The following is a 15700-nucleotide window of genomic DNA, read 5'->3' on the forward strand; positions in this document are numbered from 1 at the left end:
GCAGCCGCAGGTCTGATAAGCACAGCGCCCTCAGGCAGTTCCACGCACCATGCCGGATGCGGCTAACGCCTTATCCGGCCTACACACTACATGCAGCCGTAGGCCTGATAAGCACAGCGCATCAGGCAGTTACACGTCCCCATGCCGGATGCGGCTAACGCCTTATCCGGCCTACAAACTACATACAGCCTTAGGCCTCATAAGCTGTGGGAACATCGGCATTTGGCAAATCAGGCCATATCCAGCGCGGTTTTACCGTTTGGCGCCGGATACGCCTTATCTAACTGCTTCAACTCATCTACAGAGAGCATTATCCCCAGCGCGGCGGCATTTTGTTCGACATGCGCTACGCTTGCGGCTTTCGGGATGGCTATTACACCCGACTGACGAATCACCCATGCCAGCAAAATCTGCGCAGCGCTAACATTGTGCGCACGCGCGATGTCATTCACCACAGAGTTAGAAAGCAAATCTCCACGCAGTCGTCCCGCCTGAGCCAGCGGACTGTATGCCATGACCGGCATCTGCTGCTGCTGGCACCACGGCAGTAAATCATATTCAATACCGCGCGAGGCTAAATGATAAAGCACCTGATTAGTGGCACACTCTCGTCCACCGGGTACCTGCCATAACGCCTGCATATCATCATAATCGAGATTTGAGACGCCCCAACGGCGGATTTTCCCCTGCGCAATCAGTGTTTCCATGGCATCGATGGTCTCTGCAAATGAAAAATCGCCCATCCAGTGCAGCAAATAGAGATCCAGATAATCAGTTTTCAGTCGACGCAGGCTCGCTTCGCAGGCGGCAATGGCTTTCTGTCCACCGGCATTCCATGGGTAAACTTTCGAGACTAAAAAAGCGCTATCACGCCGTCCCGTTAATGCTTCACCCACCACCTCTTCCGCTGCACCATCAGCGTACATTTCTGCGGTATCAATCAATCGCAGGCCGAGATCCAGTCCGGCCTGCAGCGCAGACACTTCATCCCGGCGTCGGCATGGATCCTCGCCCATGTACCATGTTCCCTGCCCAATAGCAGGAAGCGATACCTGGTTTGTAAACGTCACCTGTTTCGCTGTCATCGCACCCTCCTGTGTTAATGCACCACAGTAAAGCAAAACAACGTGCATGTGTCCTGTTAGGGTGCACAAATTGCACCATTATGGATTGGAAACCGATCGTTAAGGCGAGCGAAATAAAAAGCCCGGGAACAGCAAATGTTCCCGGGCCGAAAAAATACAAAATCTTATCTACGAAGTGGTTATTTCAACCGACCCAAATATTTTCCCTCTTTCATAGCGTTGATTTTTCCGTTTTTATAGACGATGACGGAAATCAAACCTGCGCTATAAGACTGAGCTTCAGCACTATTCTCATCATTTGCCGCAGGTTTGCCATTAATATAAGCAATGCCATCAGCACCACGTTTAAAGTCCACTCCAAGTTTATTCACATGCACGGGCGTGATTTTACTGGCGTGTACCGGGGCATTCGTGTCACTGACCATGGTTTTATGTTCATGCTGTAACTGTTGACGATAAGCCTCACTGATGGCATACGCAGGCGCAGCAGAGGAAGCCACCAGAGCAGCGATAATAATTAATTTCTTCATTAGTTAAACCTTAATATTTATCGTGTTTGTGGTGGTGACTGGAATTTGTATCATTTGTGCCATACAAGTTTTGCGCATTTTCCATAGCCTGTTTTTCAGCGGCAGCATTGATTGTCGCCTGACGGTTTTGCTCCGCAACATAACAGGCATCACGGCTCACACCCTTGCTTTCGCAAGCATTCATGCGTGAAGCCTCGGAGGAACAACCAGCCAGAATCCCGCCCATCACAGCTATCATGATTAACTTTTTCATTATATATACCAGGTTTATTCTCAAAAAATCCACATGGCGCATTATATTTAATGCTATGAAGAGTTGCTGTCGATACTTTAAAGTTTAATTAATATCTGCAATGGAATATTTAATGTCAATTTAATTTTTTTCAGATAAATACCTAAAGATGTAAAATTAAAATCAATCGATTAATTTTTGTTTTTTTCACATGAAAGTTAACTTTCGCCATGAGATAAACATGCTAAAAGAGTTATCAATAATTTTCATTGTGCTTAACAATAAGAAAATAACGCTTACCTCGATCATAAACCCTAGTATTATCAACGCATTGTATAGCTACAAACCATTACCTCATGACAATGACTTGCTAAACCTTCACGACTATATTTCATTCAAAAATGAATAGATAACAGGCTAATAAAATAGCAGGTTTATTTTTAGTAACAGCGACAGAAATAATACGTTAAAAATTCGTTGTCGCCTGACAGAATGCCAAAACAGCACAAAAAATCAAATCTCATGTTTTAGATCAATATTCATCTCCGTCACGCACAAAAAAGCCCGCACTGATGCGGGCTAGTGCTTGACGCGCAGTAGCATCAGAACTTGTAAGTTACACCCACCGAGAAGATGCCAGACCAGGACTTATCGACCATCGGACTGTCCTTCACTTCATCACTCAAGCGCACATAACGGCCAGTTCCGTATACGTTCCAGTTTCCAATGAAGTTATAGCTCGCGGTCAACTCCAGGTACGGATCCCATCCATCGTCAGCGTTGTAGCTTTTCAGACCACTGCGGCGAGACTCGTGATTGGACACGCCATAATAATAGTCGTTGTAGTTTTCGCTGCTGTACTGCACACCGATACCCGGCGTCAGAGTCAGCCCACCATTAGTGTAACGGTAGAGCCAGGCCAGATCCCAGATAAAGCCGTTGCTGTTATCCAGAGTATCACCCGCCAGTGCAGTACGCAGGAAACCATACTGGGTGTTATGTACATACGAAAGGCCAGCCATCATGCTGCTTTTACGCTTGTCGAGTTGGCGCAAAGCATGGCTATCGCTATCACCTGGCTTGAAATGCGTCGGATCATAGTACGCCATGATGGAAAGCTTATCTGTCGTATCATTCCACAAATAGTAACCGCCACCCAAGCCGTGGAACCAGACATTATCGCCTTCATAGGTGACAACCGGAACAGGGTAAACATCGCGGTCATACTGTTTGTACGGGCTGTTAATCACGCCGACACCCGCGCCAACAGTCCACTGACTTTCCGCCTGTGCGGTGCTAACTGCGGTTGCGGCAAGGACGCCAAGTGCCAGAAGTTTGAGTTTGGTCACAATCCATAATTCCTTATTCAAATGTGTAGCGGTCAAAGTGTAACCGCCAATACGCTTCAGCCCAACTATTTTACGTATTCGCCCCAGAATGTAACCCCCTAATTTCTCAGCGAGTGATGACATTTTGCTTGCAGGACGGTGAACACCGCATGAATCCCGCTCCAATTCTTTACATAAGATGTGCTTTTTTTGCTGATGAGTTATTGATATGCCATTGAAATTCATTTGCGCACACAGGCAAGTTTTGCAAATGCCATCTACGCTTAATTTTAGAAGGTGTATCACCGAATACGTTGATCTCCTGACCACTAAAATGGCATGAGAGTTGCTTATTTCTTCAGCAACGACGTCGTTCAGTTTACCTCTTCAGGGGCCTCTACTATTCATATGAACGGCTCTTAACATGTGCTAAAAAACGAAAGGACGGCATACCATGAATATATTCGATCACTATCGCCAGCGTTATGAAGCTGCCAAGGACGAAGAGTTCACGCTGCAGGAGTTTCTTACCACTTGTCGGCAAGATCGCAGTGCTTATGCCAACGCGGCAGAGCGGCTATTAATGGCTATTGGTGAGCCTGTCATGGTCGACACTGCCCACGAACCTCGACTTTCTCGACTCTTTTCGAATCGGGTAATTGCACGCTATCCCGCCTTTGAAGAGTTTTACGGCATGGAAGACGCCATTGAGCAAATTGTTTCTTATTTGAAACATGCGGCTCAGGGTCTGGAAGAGAAGAAGCAGATTCTGTATCTGCTGGGGCCTGTGGGAGGGGGGAAATCATCTCTTGCTGAGCGGCTGAAGTCGCTGATGCAGAGAGTACCAATTTATGTCCTGAGTGCTAATGGCGAACGTAGCCCGGTCAACGATCATCCGTTATGCCTGTTTAATCCGCAGGAAGACGCGCAGATCCTGGAAAAAGAGTATGGGATCCCGCGTCGCTATCTCGGTACGATCATGTCGCCCTGGGCTGCGAAACGTCTGCACGATTTTGGCGGGGACATTACAAAATTCCGCGTCGTCAAAGTCTGGCCGTCTATTCTGGAGCAGATCGCAATCGCCAAAACGGAGCCTGGTGATGAAAACAACCAGGATATTTCTGCGTTGGTCGGGAAAGTGGATATTCGTAAACTCGAACACCACGCCCAGAACGATCCTGATGCCTACGGTTATTCGGGTGCACTGTGTCGTTCAAACCAGGGGATTATGGAATTCGTTGAGATGTTTAAAGCACCGATTAAAGTGCTGCATCCTCTGCTGACCGCCACCCAGGAAGGAAACTACAACGGGACAGAAGGTATCTCTGCCCTGCCGTTTAACGGGATTATTCTTGCCCACTCGAACGAGTCCGAATGGGTAACGTTCCGTAATAACAAAAACAATGAGGCGTTCCTTGACCGTGTTTACATCGTCAAAGTGCCTTATTGCCTGCGTATCTCTGAAGAGATCAAAATTTACGAAAAACTGCTTAACCACAGTGAGCTGACCCATGCGCCTTGCGCACCGGGCACACTGGAAACGCTCTCTCGCTTTACCATTCTTTCTCGCCTGAAAGAACCTGAGAACTCGAGCATTTACTCGAAGATGCGCGTTTACGATGGCGAAAGCCTGAAAGATACCGACCCGAAAGCGAAATCCTATCAGGAGTATCGGGATTACGCCGGGGTTGATGAGGGAATGAACGGTCTTTCCACGCGTTTCGCGTTTAAGATCCTCTCTCGCGTCTTTAACTTTGACCATGCCGAAGTGGCAGCTAACCCGGTACATCTGTTTTACGTACTGGAGCAGCAAATCGAACGTGAACAGTTCCCGCAGGAGCAAGCTGAGCGTTATCTTGAGTTCCTGAAAGGCTATTTGATCCCGAAATATGCTGAATTCATCGGCAAAGAGATCCAGACGGCTTATCTCGAATCCTATTCCGAGTACGGACAGAACATTTTCGACCGTTATGTCACTTATGCGGATTTCTGGATTCAGGATCAGGAGTATCGCGACCCGGATACCGGTCAGCTGTTTGACCGCGAGTCACTGAACTCAGAACTGGAGAAAATTGAGAAGCCGGCGGGTATCAGTAACCCGAAAGATTTTCGTAACGAGATCGTCAACTTTGTTCTGCGTGCCAGAGCGAATAACAGCGGCCGCAATCCAAACTGGACCAGTTACGAAAAACTGCGCACGGTTATTGAGAAGAAAATGTTCTCCAATACCGAGGAGCTGCTGCCGGTCATTTCGTTCAATGCTAAAACCTCGACTGACGAGCAGAAAAAACACGACGATTTTGTCGACCGTATGATGGAAAAAGGCTACACGCGTAAACAGGTGCGTTTACTGTGCGAATGGTATTTGCGCGTACGTAAATCGTCTTAACATAAGTGCCCGGTGGCGCATGCGCTTACCGGGCTTGCAAAACAATGTTCCGTAGGCCGGATAGCGCCAGCGCCATCCGGCACTTACAGGCATAGCGAACAGTTGGCAGTACGGGGGGCTTATGACCTGGTTTATTGACCGGCGTCTTAACGGCAAAAACAAGAGCACGGTAAACCGCCAGCGCTTCTTACGCCGTTATAAATCGCAAATTAAACAGTCGATCTCCGAGGCCATTAACAAGCGTTCGGTGACTGATGTGGATAGCGGCGAATCTGTCTCTATTCCGACTGATGATATTAGCGAACCAATGTTTCATCAGGGACGTGGTGGCCTGCGCCATCGCGTGCATCCGGGTAACGACCATTTTGTGCAGAATGACCGCATTGAACGCCCACAGGGCGGCGGTGGCGGTTCAGGAAGCGGACAAGGCCAGGCCAGCCAGGATGGTGAGGGTCAGGATGAGTTCGTCTTTCAGATCTCTAAAGATGAATATCTCGATCTGTTGTTCGAAGATTTAGCACTTCCTAACCTGAAGCAGAATCAGCAGCGTCAGCTAACGGAGTACAAAACGCACCGGGCAGGTTTTACCTCTAACGGTGTGCCTGCCAACATCAGCGTGGTGCGATCCCTGCAAAACTCACTGGCGCGCCGCACGGCGATGACAGCGGGTAAGCGTCGCGAACTGCATGCTCTCGAAGCGGATCTGGAAACCATCGCGAAAAGCGAACCAGCACAGTTGCTGGAAGAGGAACGGTTACGCAAAGAGATTGCCGAACTACGGGCAAAAATCGAACGCGTGCCATTTATCGACACCTTTGATTTACGCTACAAGAATTATGAAAAACGCCCCGACCCTTCCAGCCAGGCGGTGATGTTCTGCCTGATGGACGTCTCTGGTTCAATGGATCAGTCGACCAAAGATATGGCTAAACGTTTTTATATCCTGCTGTATTTGTTCTTAAGCCGGACCTATAAGAACGTGGAGGTGGTTTATATTCGCCACCATACCCAGGCGAAAGAAGTGGATGAGCACGAGTTCTTCTACTCTCAGGAAACCGGGGGAACCATTGTCTCCAGTGCGCTGAAGTTAATGGATGAAGTGGTGAAAGAACGCTACAACCCTGCCCAGTGGAACATCTATGCTGCACAGGCATCGGACGGTGATAACTGGGCTGATGATTCACCGCTGTGTCATGAGATTTTGGCGAAAAAACTGCTGCCAGTGGTCCGCTATTACAGCTATATCGAAATCACTCGCCGCGCTCACCAAACCTTGTGGCGTGAATACGAACATCTGCAATCAACCTTTGATAACTTTGCGATGCAGCATATCCGCGACCAGGATGATATTTACCCGGTATTCCGCGAACTGTTTCATAAACAAAGTACGACCAGCAATAGTTAACCACCTAAACAAATCAGCCAGAGGTTATCTTCTCTGGCTGATTTTTTACGGGTGCTGATTTTTCATCTTATCAATATTCATCCGTTTATCCTTTTTATTTTCCCTTTACAGAGCAGCAAGCAATGTAATTGAGTTGATGACGTTGCAAACGGAAGAAGCGAAACATTTTCAGGAAACGACGACGATTTTCGCTCGTGCGTAAGCCGTTAAACACAATTTTTACCGCCCCCGTAAGCCCTTCATCACGAACTAATCCGCGCGGCGACATCAGCGACATGTTGCCATTCTGCTGCAGGACCTGTTCGAACCCGCAGTTAAGAAACAAATCACGCCAGCCTTGTCTGGTCATTGGGCTAACGTTTGATTTCACCACATCGACAAGCTGGCCCTGATCGCCCGCGCCCAGTTTCTGGGCGGTGAACATAATGTCGTGGGTGAGCAGACGCCCACCGGGCTTCAACACGCGATAATATTCGGCAATTAACTTCGCCTTCGCTTTATCGGCATACATTGTCAGCATGGCTTCGTTAATCACAACATCGAAACTGTTATCCGCAAAAGGAAGAGTGTTGGCGTTAGCAGCCATCACATGAATATGATTTTCCAGACCATTTGCCGCTACGTTATTCCTTGCATTTGACAGTGCGGTTTTATCCATATCAATGGCGTATACGGTACAGCCATAGCGTTGAACTAACTCTATCGCCGTCGTGGCCATGTTGCACGCCACTTCAAGTACCTGGCTGCCGGGCGTCAGCTGTGACTGGCTAAACAACCATTCTGTTGCTTCAACGCCGCCCGGACGCAGACGGGTTTTGCCCAGGCTGGCTAAAAATGTATGACCCGCTTTTTCAGTCGCGCTCATTGGCCTGTCTCCTTTCTGTAAGTTGCATTATAAATACAACATTAAGAGTTAAAGGTGAAGTACGCGAATGATTTTTATTTCAAAATGTCCTTTCCCGTAGCGTTAGAGCGGATGTATGCCGTGTGATAGACTGAAGTATCAGACTTACAGGGCTGTAAATCATTATGAAATTGCATCATAAAGCGCTCAGGATCTTTATCTCCGTCAGCGTAATTGTTTTGACGTCTTCTTTTTTGGTTTATGAGCTCATTGCCAGCGATAAAGCAATGAATGCGTACATGCGCTATATCAATGAGAAAGCCGACTCCTCGTTTCTCTATGATAAGTACACAAATCAGAGCATCGCAGCCCATCTGATGCGCACATTTTCATCCCCTCAGGGACCTGCTTCTCTCGAACAGCAAAAAGTACTTTGCAACGCTTTCGACAGCGTTAACGGCACTCATGGGCTCAATCTCACTAAGCGCAACTATCTGCCATTACACGGTACGTTGCAGACAACCTCAACAAAATGTAGCGAACAGCTTGATGACATTTTTCTGCTGCCCTCTTTTGATCGGGCGGTCAATGTTAATCGCCAGCAGAAAGATTACGGTCAGGGATTAGGGACGCTGGAGTATAAATTTCGATATTACGTCGATCTCAAAAATAACTACGTTTATTTCTATGATGTGATCGACTCGCGGAAATTTGCGATACACAACTGGTCGTTTTTGCAAAAAGGTACGTTGGGAATCGACCAGAATGATATTGACGGTATTTTTACTGGCCGCACGGTGATCTCCAGTATTTATGAAGATAACCTGACCGAGAAAAAGGTGATGAGCTTTTTAACACCGGTCTACTATGCCAGTAAGCTAAAAGGCGTGGTGATGGTGGATATTAATAAAGAGAATTTACAGAATATTTTCTATACCAGCGACCGCCCTCTCGTCTGGCGTTATCTTAACGTAACGGTCTCTGACACCAGTTCAGGTAAAGAGATCCTCGTTCATAAAAGTGAAACCGATCTGTTCCGCTATGTTCACTATGAGAAGGACATACCTGGCGGTATACGTATCACCCTCTCACTTGATGTTATGTACTTTATTGTCTCGTCCTGGAAGATATTCGCCTTCTATCTACTGGCAACGATATTGCTGTTGAATATGGTCAGAACGCATTTTCGTTTGTATCACAACGTCACAAGGGAAAATGTCAGTGATGCGATGACAGGGCTCTACAACCGTAAAATTTTAACGCCAGCGCTTGAGCAGCGTTTGCAACAGTTGGTGAACACGGGAACGCTCGTGACCTTTATCGCCATTGATTGCGACAAACTAAAAGTTATTAATGATACGTTGGGGCATAAGGAAGGCGATCGCATTATCACCATTTTGGCCAAAGCTATTCAAACGTCCATTCGCAAAAGCGACTATGCCATCCGCCTCGGCGGCGATGAGTTTTGCATTATCCTCATCGATCACCCCAGTGAATTAACGCCCCGCCTGCTGGAGAGGATTCGTTATAACTTACAAATTATTGCGCAAGATAGATCAATCAGCTTCTCTGTCGGGATTTATAATATGCAGCCAAACGACACCATTGATGATGCCTACAAAGCATCTGATGCACAGCTCTACCTGAACAAACAGAAAAAACGCACCGATGCGTAATTATTTTTCTGACAGGATTTTCATTGTTGTACCAGGAGTAAGTCATGACGGAAGTAAACAAAGGTAACGCAACGCACCAGCGTTTAATCTCCCTGTTGTCAGAACACGGTGCGACCTACCGCATAGTCAGCCATGAAGCCGTAGGCAAATGTGAAGCTGTCTCTGAAATTCGCGGTACCGCACTGGGTCAGGGTGCAAAAGCGCTGGTCTGCAAAGTAAAAGGCAACGGCGTCAATCAGCATGTTCTGGCGATCCTCTCTGCCGATCAGCAGGCCGACCTGAGCCTGTTAGCCAGCCATATTGGCGGGTTGAGAGCGTCACTTGCCAGCCCGGCGGAGGTAGATGAACTAACAGGCTGCGTATTTGGTGCTATCCCACCGTTCAGTTTTCATCCGAACCTCAAGCTGGTCGCCGACCCGCTGTTGTTTGAGCGTTTTAATGAAATTGCGTTCAATGCCGGAATGCTGGAAAAATCCGTGATCATGGATACCGCAGATTACCTGCGCATCGCGCAACCGGAATTAATCCCGTTCCGCAGAGAACAATAACTGCACAAGTTAGCAGTAAAAAACATCGCTTCGTGCGTTAGCCCAAAAAAAATTATAATCATTAAAAAAAGCCTGTTCGGTCACGCATTTACGCGTACAGTAAGCAGGCTTATTTTTTCTTTTGGCAAGGAAACTACGATGTTTGATGTCACTCTGCTGATCCTGCTCGGACTGGCAGCTCTGGGCTTTGTCAGCCACAACACCACTGTCGCTGTTTCAATTCTGGTGCTGATTATTGTCCGTGTTACCCCTCTGAATACCTTCTTTCCCTGGATTGAAAAACAGGGCCTGACCGTCGGGATTATAATTCTGACCATTGGCGTCATGGCGCCGATCGCCAGCGGAACGCTACCGCCCTCCACGCTCATCCACTCCTTTGTGAACTGGAAATCACTGGTTGCTATTGCCGTTGGGGTATTTGTCTCCTGGCTTGGCGGACGCGGCGTTACGCTAATGGGCAGCCAGCCTCAGCTTGTTGCTGGTTTACTGGTGGGCACGGTACTGGGCGTGGCGCTGTTTCGCGGTGTGCCAGTGGGGCCGCTTATTGCGGCAGGTCTGGTCTCATTGATTGTTGGGAAGCAGTAGCCAGCCCGTTCAGGTAACGGCCTGGTGTCTGTCCCAGGCCTTTTTTGAACATAGTGATAAATGCCGTGGTCGAATCGTACCCGAGCATTTGCGCGACCTGTTGTACATTGCGACCATCAATTAACGCCTGCAGCGCCAGAATCAGCTGGAGCTGGTGACGCCAGCGGCGAAAACTCAGCCCCGTTTCTTTGACGACCAGGCGAGCAAGGTTACGTTCACTCATCGCAAATACGCTGGCCCATTGCCCCAACGTCTGCCATTGTGCAGGCTCTCTCGCCATCGTTGCGACCATTCTGCGAATTTTCGGGTGATCGGAAACCGGTAACTGCATTTGCTCCTGGGGTTGCTGCGGCAGTTCATCAAACAGCACTTGCATCAGCCGCTGGGTTGCCGGCTCCAGCCGTTGGGCATCCGTTTTGGATGCCAGCGCCAGAATAAGCTCCCGGCACAACGGAGCAATTTTCAGCGTGCAGCAACGATCGGGCATCACAACGGCCTGCGGCTCAATAAACAAAAAGCACAATTGTGCGCCAACGGTAACGTGGTTGCTGTGTGGAATTTCACCGGGGATCCACACCGCATATTGCGGGGGCACCATCCACATAGCATTCTCAACCTCACAGGTGATCGCGCCATGCAGCGCCAGAATCAACTGGCCTTTACGGTGCTGATGTAGCGGACTGAAAAGTTCATCTTCCCGGGCCTGAATACAAAACGCCACCGCCGCATCGTGGTGAAGATCGGGTTCGTATCCATCCAGCCTCAGTCCTAACATAAAAATGTCCGATTTAAGCGATAAACTGTCATTTTAGCTTGATTCATCCATTGAGTAAAAACGCTAAGGTATCGCCTCGCCTGACGATATGAGAAAAAAATGACAAATACTCCTTCCTCCCGTGGCAAGAACGCAGCGTTGCTGATCGCGGGGATCCTGATGATTGCCACCACATTGCGCGTCACCTTTACCGGTGCAGCCCCGTTGCTGGATGCAATTCGCGCCGACTACGGTCTGAGCACCGCCCAGACGGGGCTTCTGACCACCCTGCCACTGCTGGCTTTCGCACTGGTTTCACCTCTGGCTGCCGCCGTTGCGCGCCGTTGGGGTATCGAACGCAGCCTGTTTGTTGCTATGCTACTGATTTGCGTGGGTATTGCGATACGTTCGCTGCCCTCACCAGGGTTCCTGTTTAGCGGCACCGCTATCATTGGTTGCGGAATCGCCTTGGGAAATGTGCTTTTACCCGGACTGATTAAGCGTGATTTTGCTCAGCATGTGGCGAAACTCACTGGCGCATACTCGCTGACCATGGGCGCAGCAGCGGCACTGGGTTCCGCCATTGTGGTACCGCTGGCGTTGAACGGGTTTGGCTGGCGCGGTGCGCTGATGGTACTGATGGCCTTTCCGCTGCTGGCACTGATTATCTGGTTACCCCAATGCCGCCAGACGGCCAATGCCAGCTTGAGCAACTCGCGCGCTCTGCATTCCCGTGCGATCTGGCGCTCCAGCCTCGCCTGGCAGGTGACGCTGTTTCTGGGGATCAATTCGCTTATCTACTACGTCATCATCGGCTGGCTGCCCGCCATTTTGATCAGCCACGGCTACAGCGAGGCGCAGGCCGGTTCGCTGCATGGTTTACTGCAGCTGGCGACCGCCGCGCCGGGATTATTGATTCCTCTCGTCCTGAACAGATTTAAGGATCAGCGCGCCATCGCCGCTCTGGTTTCATTAATGTGCGCCGTCGGCGCGGCGGGATTCGCCATAATGCCCGACCAGGCATTGCTATGGACCATTCTGTTTGGCTTTGGCTCGGGCGCGACGATGATCCTCGGCTTGACCTTTATTGGCCTGCGCGCAAGCTCAGCGCATCAGGCTGCTGCCCTCTCCGGCATGGCACAGTCTGTCGGATATTTACTGGCCGCCTGCGGGCCACCGCTGATGGGGAAAATTCACGACCTCAACGATAGCTGGCTGATTCCTCTTGGCGGGGTCGCCGTGTTAGCGATGCTGATGGCGGTATTTGGTCTGTGCGCGGGGCGTAATCGGGAGATCGCGAGCGCATAATGCACAGGGCAGGTTCGTGAACAACCTGCCCGTTTTTTTATCCGCGCGCGGCGCGCAGCATCGCCTGAACTAACGGTACGGGTTTTCCCGCCAGCGCTCCGCGTTCATGCTGAAAGAGCGTGCCAACATAAAATGGATGCGTCACCAGCTCAATGGCACGAATATCACCAGCCTCATCCCAACCGGTCACCCGAAGATCGCCGCTTTCAAGCTCGGCGGCAAAATCCTCCGATACGCCATAGTTGCAGTGATATCCCTCGGTGATAACATCCCGCCCGTAGGCTTTGGCAATCAGCGTATTGGCCCGCAGCTCAATATCATCCGTTTTTTCTACCAGCGAGCAGGTCAATGGTGCTATCACCATCCGACCCGTGGTGTCCGTCTCGGCGTGGGCGGCATCGCTCCAGCCCAGCACGTTGCGGGCGTACTCCAGAATCGCATGTTGAAAGCCGCCGCAGGTCCCCAGGAACGGGATGCTGTTTTCACGCGCGTAGCGTATCGCTATCAGCGCCCCTTCAAGATGGCGATATGGACTGCCTGGAACGACCCAGATGGCATCATAGCCAATCAAGTCCTCACTGCTGTTGATATCAGATGTGGTTAGCCAGTCGTAATCAGCCACCAATTCCAGGACGGCGGCAGCATCATCGATAGCAAGGGGAATAGCCTGGTGCGCCACAATATTGGGGCTGTAATCGCCCACCAGCGCAATGCGAAGCGTATCTTTAATTGGGGAAATTTCCATTAAGCTTTCCTTGTGTCCTGACAATAAGGGACAGCATAAGGAGCCTCAGCCTACCGACTTTTTAGTGGTATCACAATCCCTTAAATTGGGAGTCAGGGCGGGCAAAATGCTATAATGGTCACGTTTTACGATCTTATTTAACCGTAATAAAGTTGATGAGCAATACCTGAGCGGTAGCTGAAAGGAGCGGATGAAGAGATGAAGATTCAGTGTAAACGCGTGTATGACCCGGCAGAAAAAAGCGATGGTTATCGCGTGTTGGTCGACCGGTTGTGGCCACGCGGAATAAAAAAGACTGACCTTACTTTCAACGAATGGAATAAAACGCTGACGCCATCTTCTGAATTGCGCAAAGCATTCCACGCAGAACTGATCGATTTTTCACACTTTTCCGAGCAATATCGCGCAGAGCTGGCCCAACAGCAGCAGGAAGGAAAGCGCCTCGCAGAGATTGCCCAGCAGCAAACCTTAACGCTACTGTATGCAGCGAAAAATACCCAGCAAAACCACGCACTGGTGCTCGCTGAGTGGCTACGTCAATGCTGACCGCGTATTACTTGGCCGTTGCCGGATGATCTCTACGCCAGAGTGACCATTCATCAATTACTTCCCCGTTGGGTAGTTTGCAGTCAGACTTAACACCTTGCGGAGTCTGCACCGCAATCAGAGAACCACCCTTTTGTTCGCAATACACCGATGCTGGATTCGCCATGCCAATTTTTGGTGGTTTAGGGGCTTCAGGTTGTGTGGTACACCCCGCCAGCACCAGCAAGCCGGGCAAAACAATAGATGCCAGTTTCATATTTACTCCTGTTAAAAACCTTATCCTGGCAGGTTACCCCGACTTTCCATCTATCTCCATGTTTTCCTGCCAGCTATCCATTTTATGTTTACATTCTGAGCTGGATGGCGTGTTTCATCTTTCACCTTGATGTTCTATCATGCGGGCAACGTCAGCCCAGTCATTACTCAGGAGCATTTACATCTCATGTCGGACATGATCCTTGCCAGAGTCTCACAATCCTTAGCCACGGAGCAGTCTGTTGAAAGTCTGGTTCGGCAACTTCTGGAGATGCTGGAGATGGTGACTGAGATGGAATCGACCTACCTGACCAAGGTCGATCTGGATGCCCGTCTGCAGCATATTCTGTATGCGCGTAATAGCCGCCAAATGCAGATCCCCGAAGGGCTATCCGTGCCGTGGGATGAAACGCTGTGCAAACGCGCTATTGAGGAAAACTGTCTGTACAGTGACAACGTGCCCGCACGCTGGCCGGAATGTACCGCCGCTCGCGCACTGGACATCACCACCTTTCTGAGCACTCCCGTTCATCTTCCCGACGGAACGTTTTACGGAACGCTCTGCGCTACCAGTCGCCAGCAGCAGGCATTGAGCCAACGTGGAGAACAAGTATTACATCTGTTTGCCGGTCTGATCGCCCAGTCGATTCAAAAAGAGTCGCTGGTCGCTCAGTTACGCGAAGCTAACGCCGCGCTGATTGCTCATTCCTACACCGATGCGCTGACCGGGTTACCGAACCGGCGCTCGATTTTTGAAAATGTTGAAACCCTATTTTCGCTTGCCCGACATCTTCGGCAGAAGGTCGTCGTTGCCTATATTGATTTGGATGATTTTAAACTGATTAATGACCGTTTTGGTCATGAGGTTGGTGACCAGTTCCTGATCCAGATTGGGCAGCGCCTGCTCCGTGAATGTAGTGATAATGACATTCTCGGTCGACTGGGCGGCGACGAATTTTTAGTCGTTCGCCTGTCAGCGGAAGATGAACTTGATCAGCTTATGCGTCTGCAGCAGGTGAAAAATCAGCTGCAACAGCAGATTTGCGGTGACTACCACCTGGGTGACATTCATCTGTTTTATCCTGGTGCCAGCCTGGGTGTGGTGGAAATTGATCCGCTGGAGACTGATGTAAACTGTGCGCTTCATCTTGCAGACAGCGCAATGTATCAGGATAAAAAGCGTCAGGATAAAACCCCTTTTGTCGTACATTAAGCCCTGCTATGCTGGCTCGTCTTTAAATAACTCTGGTAGATAATCGTATGCGACTCGGTATTATTTTCCCTGTCATTATTTTCATTTCCGCTGTCGTTTTCTTATCCTGGTTTTTTATTGGCGGCTACGCTGCGCCGGGAGCATAACGATGAAAAAAACAACGATTATTATGATTGGCGTGGCGATCATAGTGGTTCTGGGCACGGAACTGGGGTGGTGGTAACCAAAATAAAGGCCACTTCTCAGTGGCCCCTATT

The 15700-nt window shown here is 49.6% G+C and carries 17 protein-coding genes and 1 pseudogene; 10 read left to right on the forward strand and 8 right to left on the reverse strand.

Features of this window, described 5'->3' with window-relative positions; all coding sequences use genetic code 11:
- Window positions 1–230: 230 nt before the first annotated feature.
- The 4 genes from OGY17_RS14290 to OGY17_RS14305 all read right to left on the reverse strand — a co-directional run bounded on the left by OGY17_RS14290 (window position 231) and on the right by OGY17_RS14305 (window position 3196).
- On the reverse strand, window positions 231–1085 hold the full coding sequence (locus OGY17_RS14290; RefSeq protein ID WP_057069259.1) for an aldo/keto reductase: 855 nt from the start codon (window positions 1083–1085) through the stop codon (window positions 231–233).
- Window positions 1086–1264: 179 nt separating this feature from the next.
- Complete coding sequence (locus OGY17_RS14295; RefSeq protein ID WP_032943110.1) at window positions 1265–1615, reverse strand: hypothetical protein; 351 nt, start codon at window positions 1613–1615, stop codon at window positions 1265–1267.
- Window positions 1616–1625: 10 nt separating this feature from the next.
- Complete coding sequence (locus OGY17_RS14300; protein ID WP_032941787.1) at window positions 1626–1868, reverse strand: hypothetical protein; 243 nt, start codon at window positions 1866–1868, stop codon at window positions 1626–1628.
- 581 nt (window positions 1869–2449) lie between these two features.
- Window positions 2450–3196, reverse strand: coding sequence for a MipA/OmpV family protein (locus OGY17_RS14305; RefSeq protein ID WP_032943108.1), 747 nt, complete (start codon window positions 3194–3196; stop codon window positions 2450–2452).
- Between the two features lie 433 nt (window positions 3197–3629).
- Here OGY17_RS14305 and yeaG point away from each other — a divergent pair, with 433 nt between their 5' ends.
- Both yeaG and OGY17_RS14315 read left to right on the forward strand, forming a co-directional pair.
- Window positions 3630–5564 carry a protein kinase YeaG gene (yeaG, locus tag OGY17_RS14310; RefSeq protein ID WP_003030707.1) on the forward strand — a complete coding sequence of 645 codons (1935 nt, stop codon included), beginning with the start codon at window positions 3630–3632 and terminating at the stop codon, window positions 5562–5564.
- Window positions 5565–5685: 121 nt separating this feature from the next.
- Window positions 5686–6969 carry a YeaH/YhbH family protein gene (locus OGY17_RS14315; RefSeq protein WP_008784519.1) on the forward strand — a complete coding sequence of 428 codons (1284 nt, stop codon included), beginning with the start codon at window positions 5686–5688 and terminating at the stop codon, window positions 6967–6969.
- Window positions 6970–7063: 94 nt separating this feature from the next.
- On the opposite strand, the gene OGY17_RS14320 is transcribed toward OGY17_RS14315, so the two are convergent.
- On the reverse strand, window positions 7064–7834 hold the full coding sequence (locus tag OGY17_RS14320; protein WP_125362971.1) for a class I SAM-dependent methyltransferase: 771 nt from the start codon (window positions 7832–7834) through the stop codon (window positions 7064–7066).
- A 164-nt stretch (window positions 7835–7998) separates the two neighbouring features.
- Between OGY17_RS14320 and dgcJ the strand changes: the two genes are divergently transcribed.
- The 3 genes from dgcJ (at window position 7999) to OGY17_RS14335 (ending at window position 10622) form a co-directional block, all read left to right on the forward strand.
- Complete coding sequence (gene dgcJ, locus OGY17_RS14325; protein ID WP_032943106.1) at window positions 7999–9489, forward strand: diguanylate cyclase DgcJ; 1491 nt, start codon at window positions 7999–8001, stop codon at window positions 9487–9489.
- A gap of 44 nt (window positions 9490–9533) precedes the next feature.
- The gene (locus OGY17_RS14330) at window positions 9534–10037 is read left to right on the forward strand and encodes a YbaK/prolyl-tRNA synthetase associated domain-containing protein (protein ID WP_057068583.1); all 504 of its coding nucleotides are present in this window, start codon (window positions 9534–9536) and stop codon (window positions 10035–10037) included.
- A gap of 138 nt (window positions 10038–10175) precedes the next feature.
- Window positions 10176–10622, forward strand: coding sequence for a DUF441 domain-containing protein (locus OGY17_RS14335; protein WP_003832453.1), 447 nt, complete (start codon window positions 10176–10178; stop codon window positions 10620–10622).
- On the opposite strand, the pseudogene OGY17_RS14340 reads toward OGY17_RS14335, so the two are convergent.
- Window positions 10599–11397: pseudogene (locus OGY17_RS14340) on the reverse strand (AraC family transcriptional regulator). The gene OGY17_RS14335 and the pseudogene OGY17_RS14340 overlap by 24 nt on opposite strands.
- 99 nt (window positions 11398–11496) lie before the next feature.
- On the opposite strand from OGY17_RS14340, the gene OGY17_RS14345 reads away from it, so the two are divergent.
- Window positions 11497–12684 (forward strand): CynX/NimT family MFS transporter, encoded by a 1188-nt coding sequence (locus OGY17_RS14345; RefSeq protein ID WP_071444726.1) that lies wholly within the window; start codon window positions 11497–11499, stop codon window positions 12682–12684.
- A gap of 37 nt (window positions 12685–12721) precedes the next feature.
- Here OGY17_RS14345 and OGY17_RS14350 read toward each other — a convergent pair whose 3' ends face one another.
- On the reverse strand, window positions 12722–13429 hold the full coding sequence (locus OGY17_RS14350) for a CTP synthase C-terminal region-related (seleno)protein (RefSeq protein ID WP_071444727.1): 708 nt from the start codon (window positions 13427–13429) through the stop codon (window positions 12722–12724).
- Window positions 13430–13627: 198 nt separating this feature from the next.
- On the opposite strand from OGY17_RS14350, the gene OGY17_RS14355 reads away from it, so the two are divergent.
- Complete coding sequence (locus OGY17_RS14355; protein ID WP_048235531.1) at window positions 13628–13975, forward strand: DUF488 domain-containing protein; 348 nt, start codon at window positions 13628–13630, stop codon at window positions 13973–13975.
- Window positions 13976–13982: 7 nt separating this feature from the next.
- On the opposite strand, the gene OGY17_RS14360 is transcribed toward OGY17_RS14355, so the two are convergent.
- Window positions 13983–14231, reverse strand: a complete 249-nt coding sequence (locus OGY17_RS14360) for a putative hemolysin (RefSeq protein WP_071444728.1) — start codon at window positions 14229–14231, stop codon at window positions 13983–13985.
- A 186-nt stretch (window positions 14232–14417) separates the two neighbouring features.
- Here OGY17_RS14360 and OGY17_RS14365 point away from each other — a divergent pair, with 186 nt between their 5' ends.
- The 3 genes from OGY17_RS14365 to yoaJ are packed head-to-tail and all read left to right on the forward strand — an operon-like array spanning window position 14418 to window position 15666.
- The gene (locus OGY17_RS14365; RefSeq protein WP_111465760.1) at window positions 14418–15443 is read left to right on the forward strand and encodes a sensor domain-containing diguanylate cyclase; all 1026 of its coding nucleotides are present in this window, start codon (window positions 14418–14420) and stop codon (window positions 15441–15443) included.
- Between the two features lie 47 nt (window positions 15444–15490).
- Window positions 15491–15589: a YoaK family small membrane protein gene (locus OGY17_RS14370; RefSeq protein ID WP_032941789.1), complete on the forward strand. Its 99-nt coding sequence runs from the start codon at window positions 15491–15493 to the stop codon at window positions 15587–15589.
- A gap of 2 nt (window positions 15590–15591) precedes the next feature.
- Window positions 15592–15666 carry a protein YoaJ gene (gene yoaJ, locus OGY17_RS14375; RefSeq protein ID WP_095533175.1) on the forward strand — a complete coding sequence of 25 codons (75 nt, stop codon included), beginning with the start codon at window positions 15592–15594 and terminating at the stop codon, window positions 15664–15666.
- The last annotated feature ends 34 nt before the right edge of the window (window positions 15667–15700 follow it).

The sequence above is a fragment of the Citrobacter sp. Cpo126 genome (assembly GCF_030332445.1).
In the GTDB taxonomy this organism is placed as follows: domain Bacteria; phylum Pseudomonadota; class Gammaproteobacteria; order Enterobacterales; family Enterobacteriaceae; genus Citrobacter; species Citrobacter portucalensis.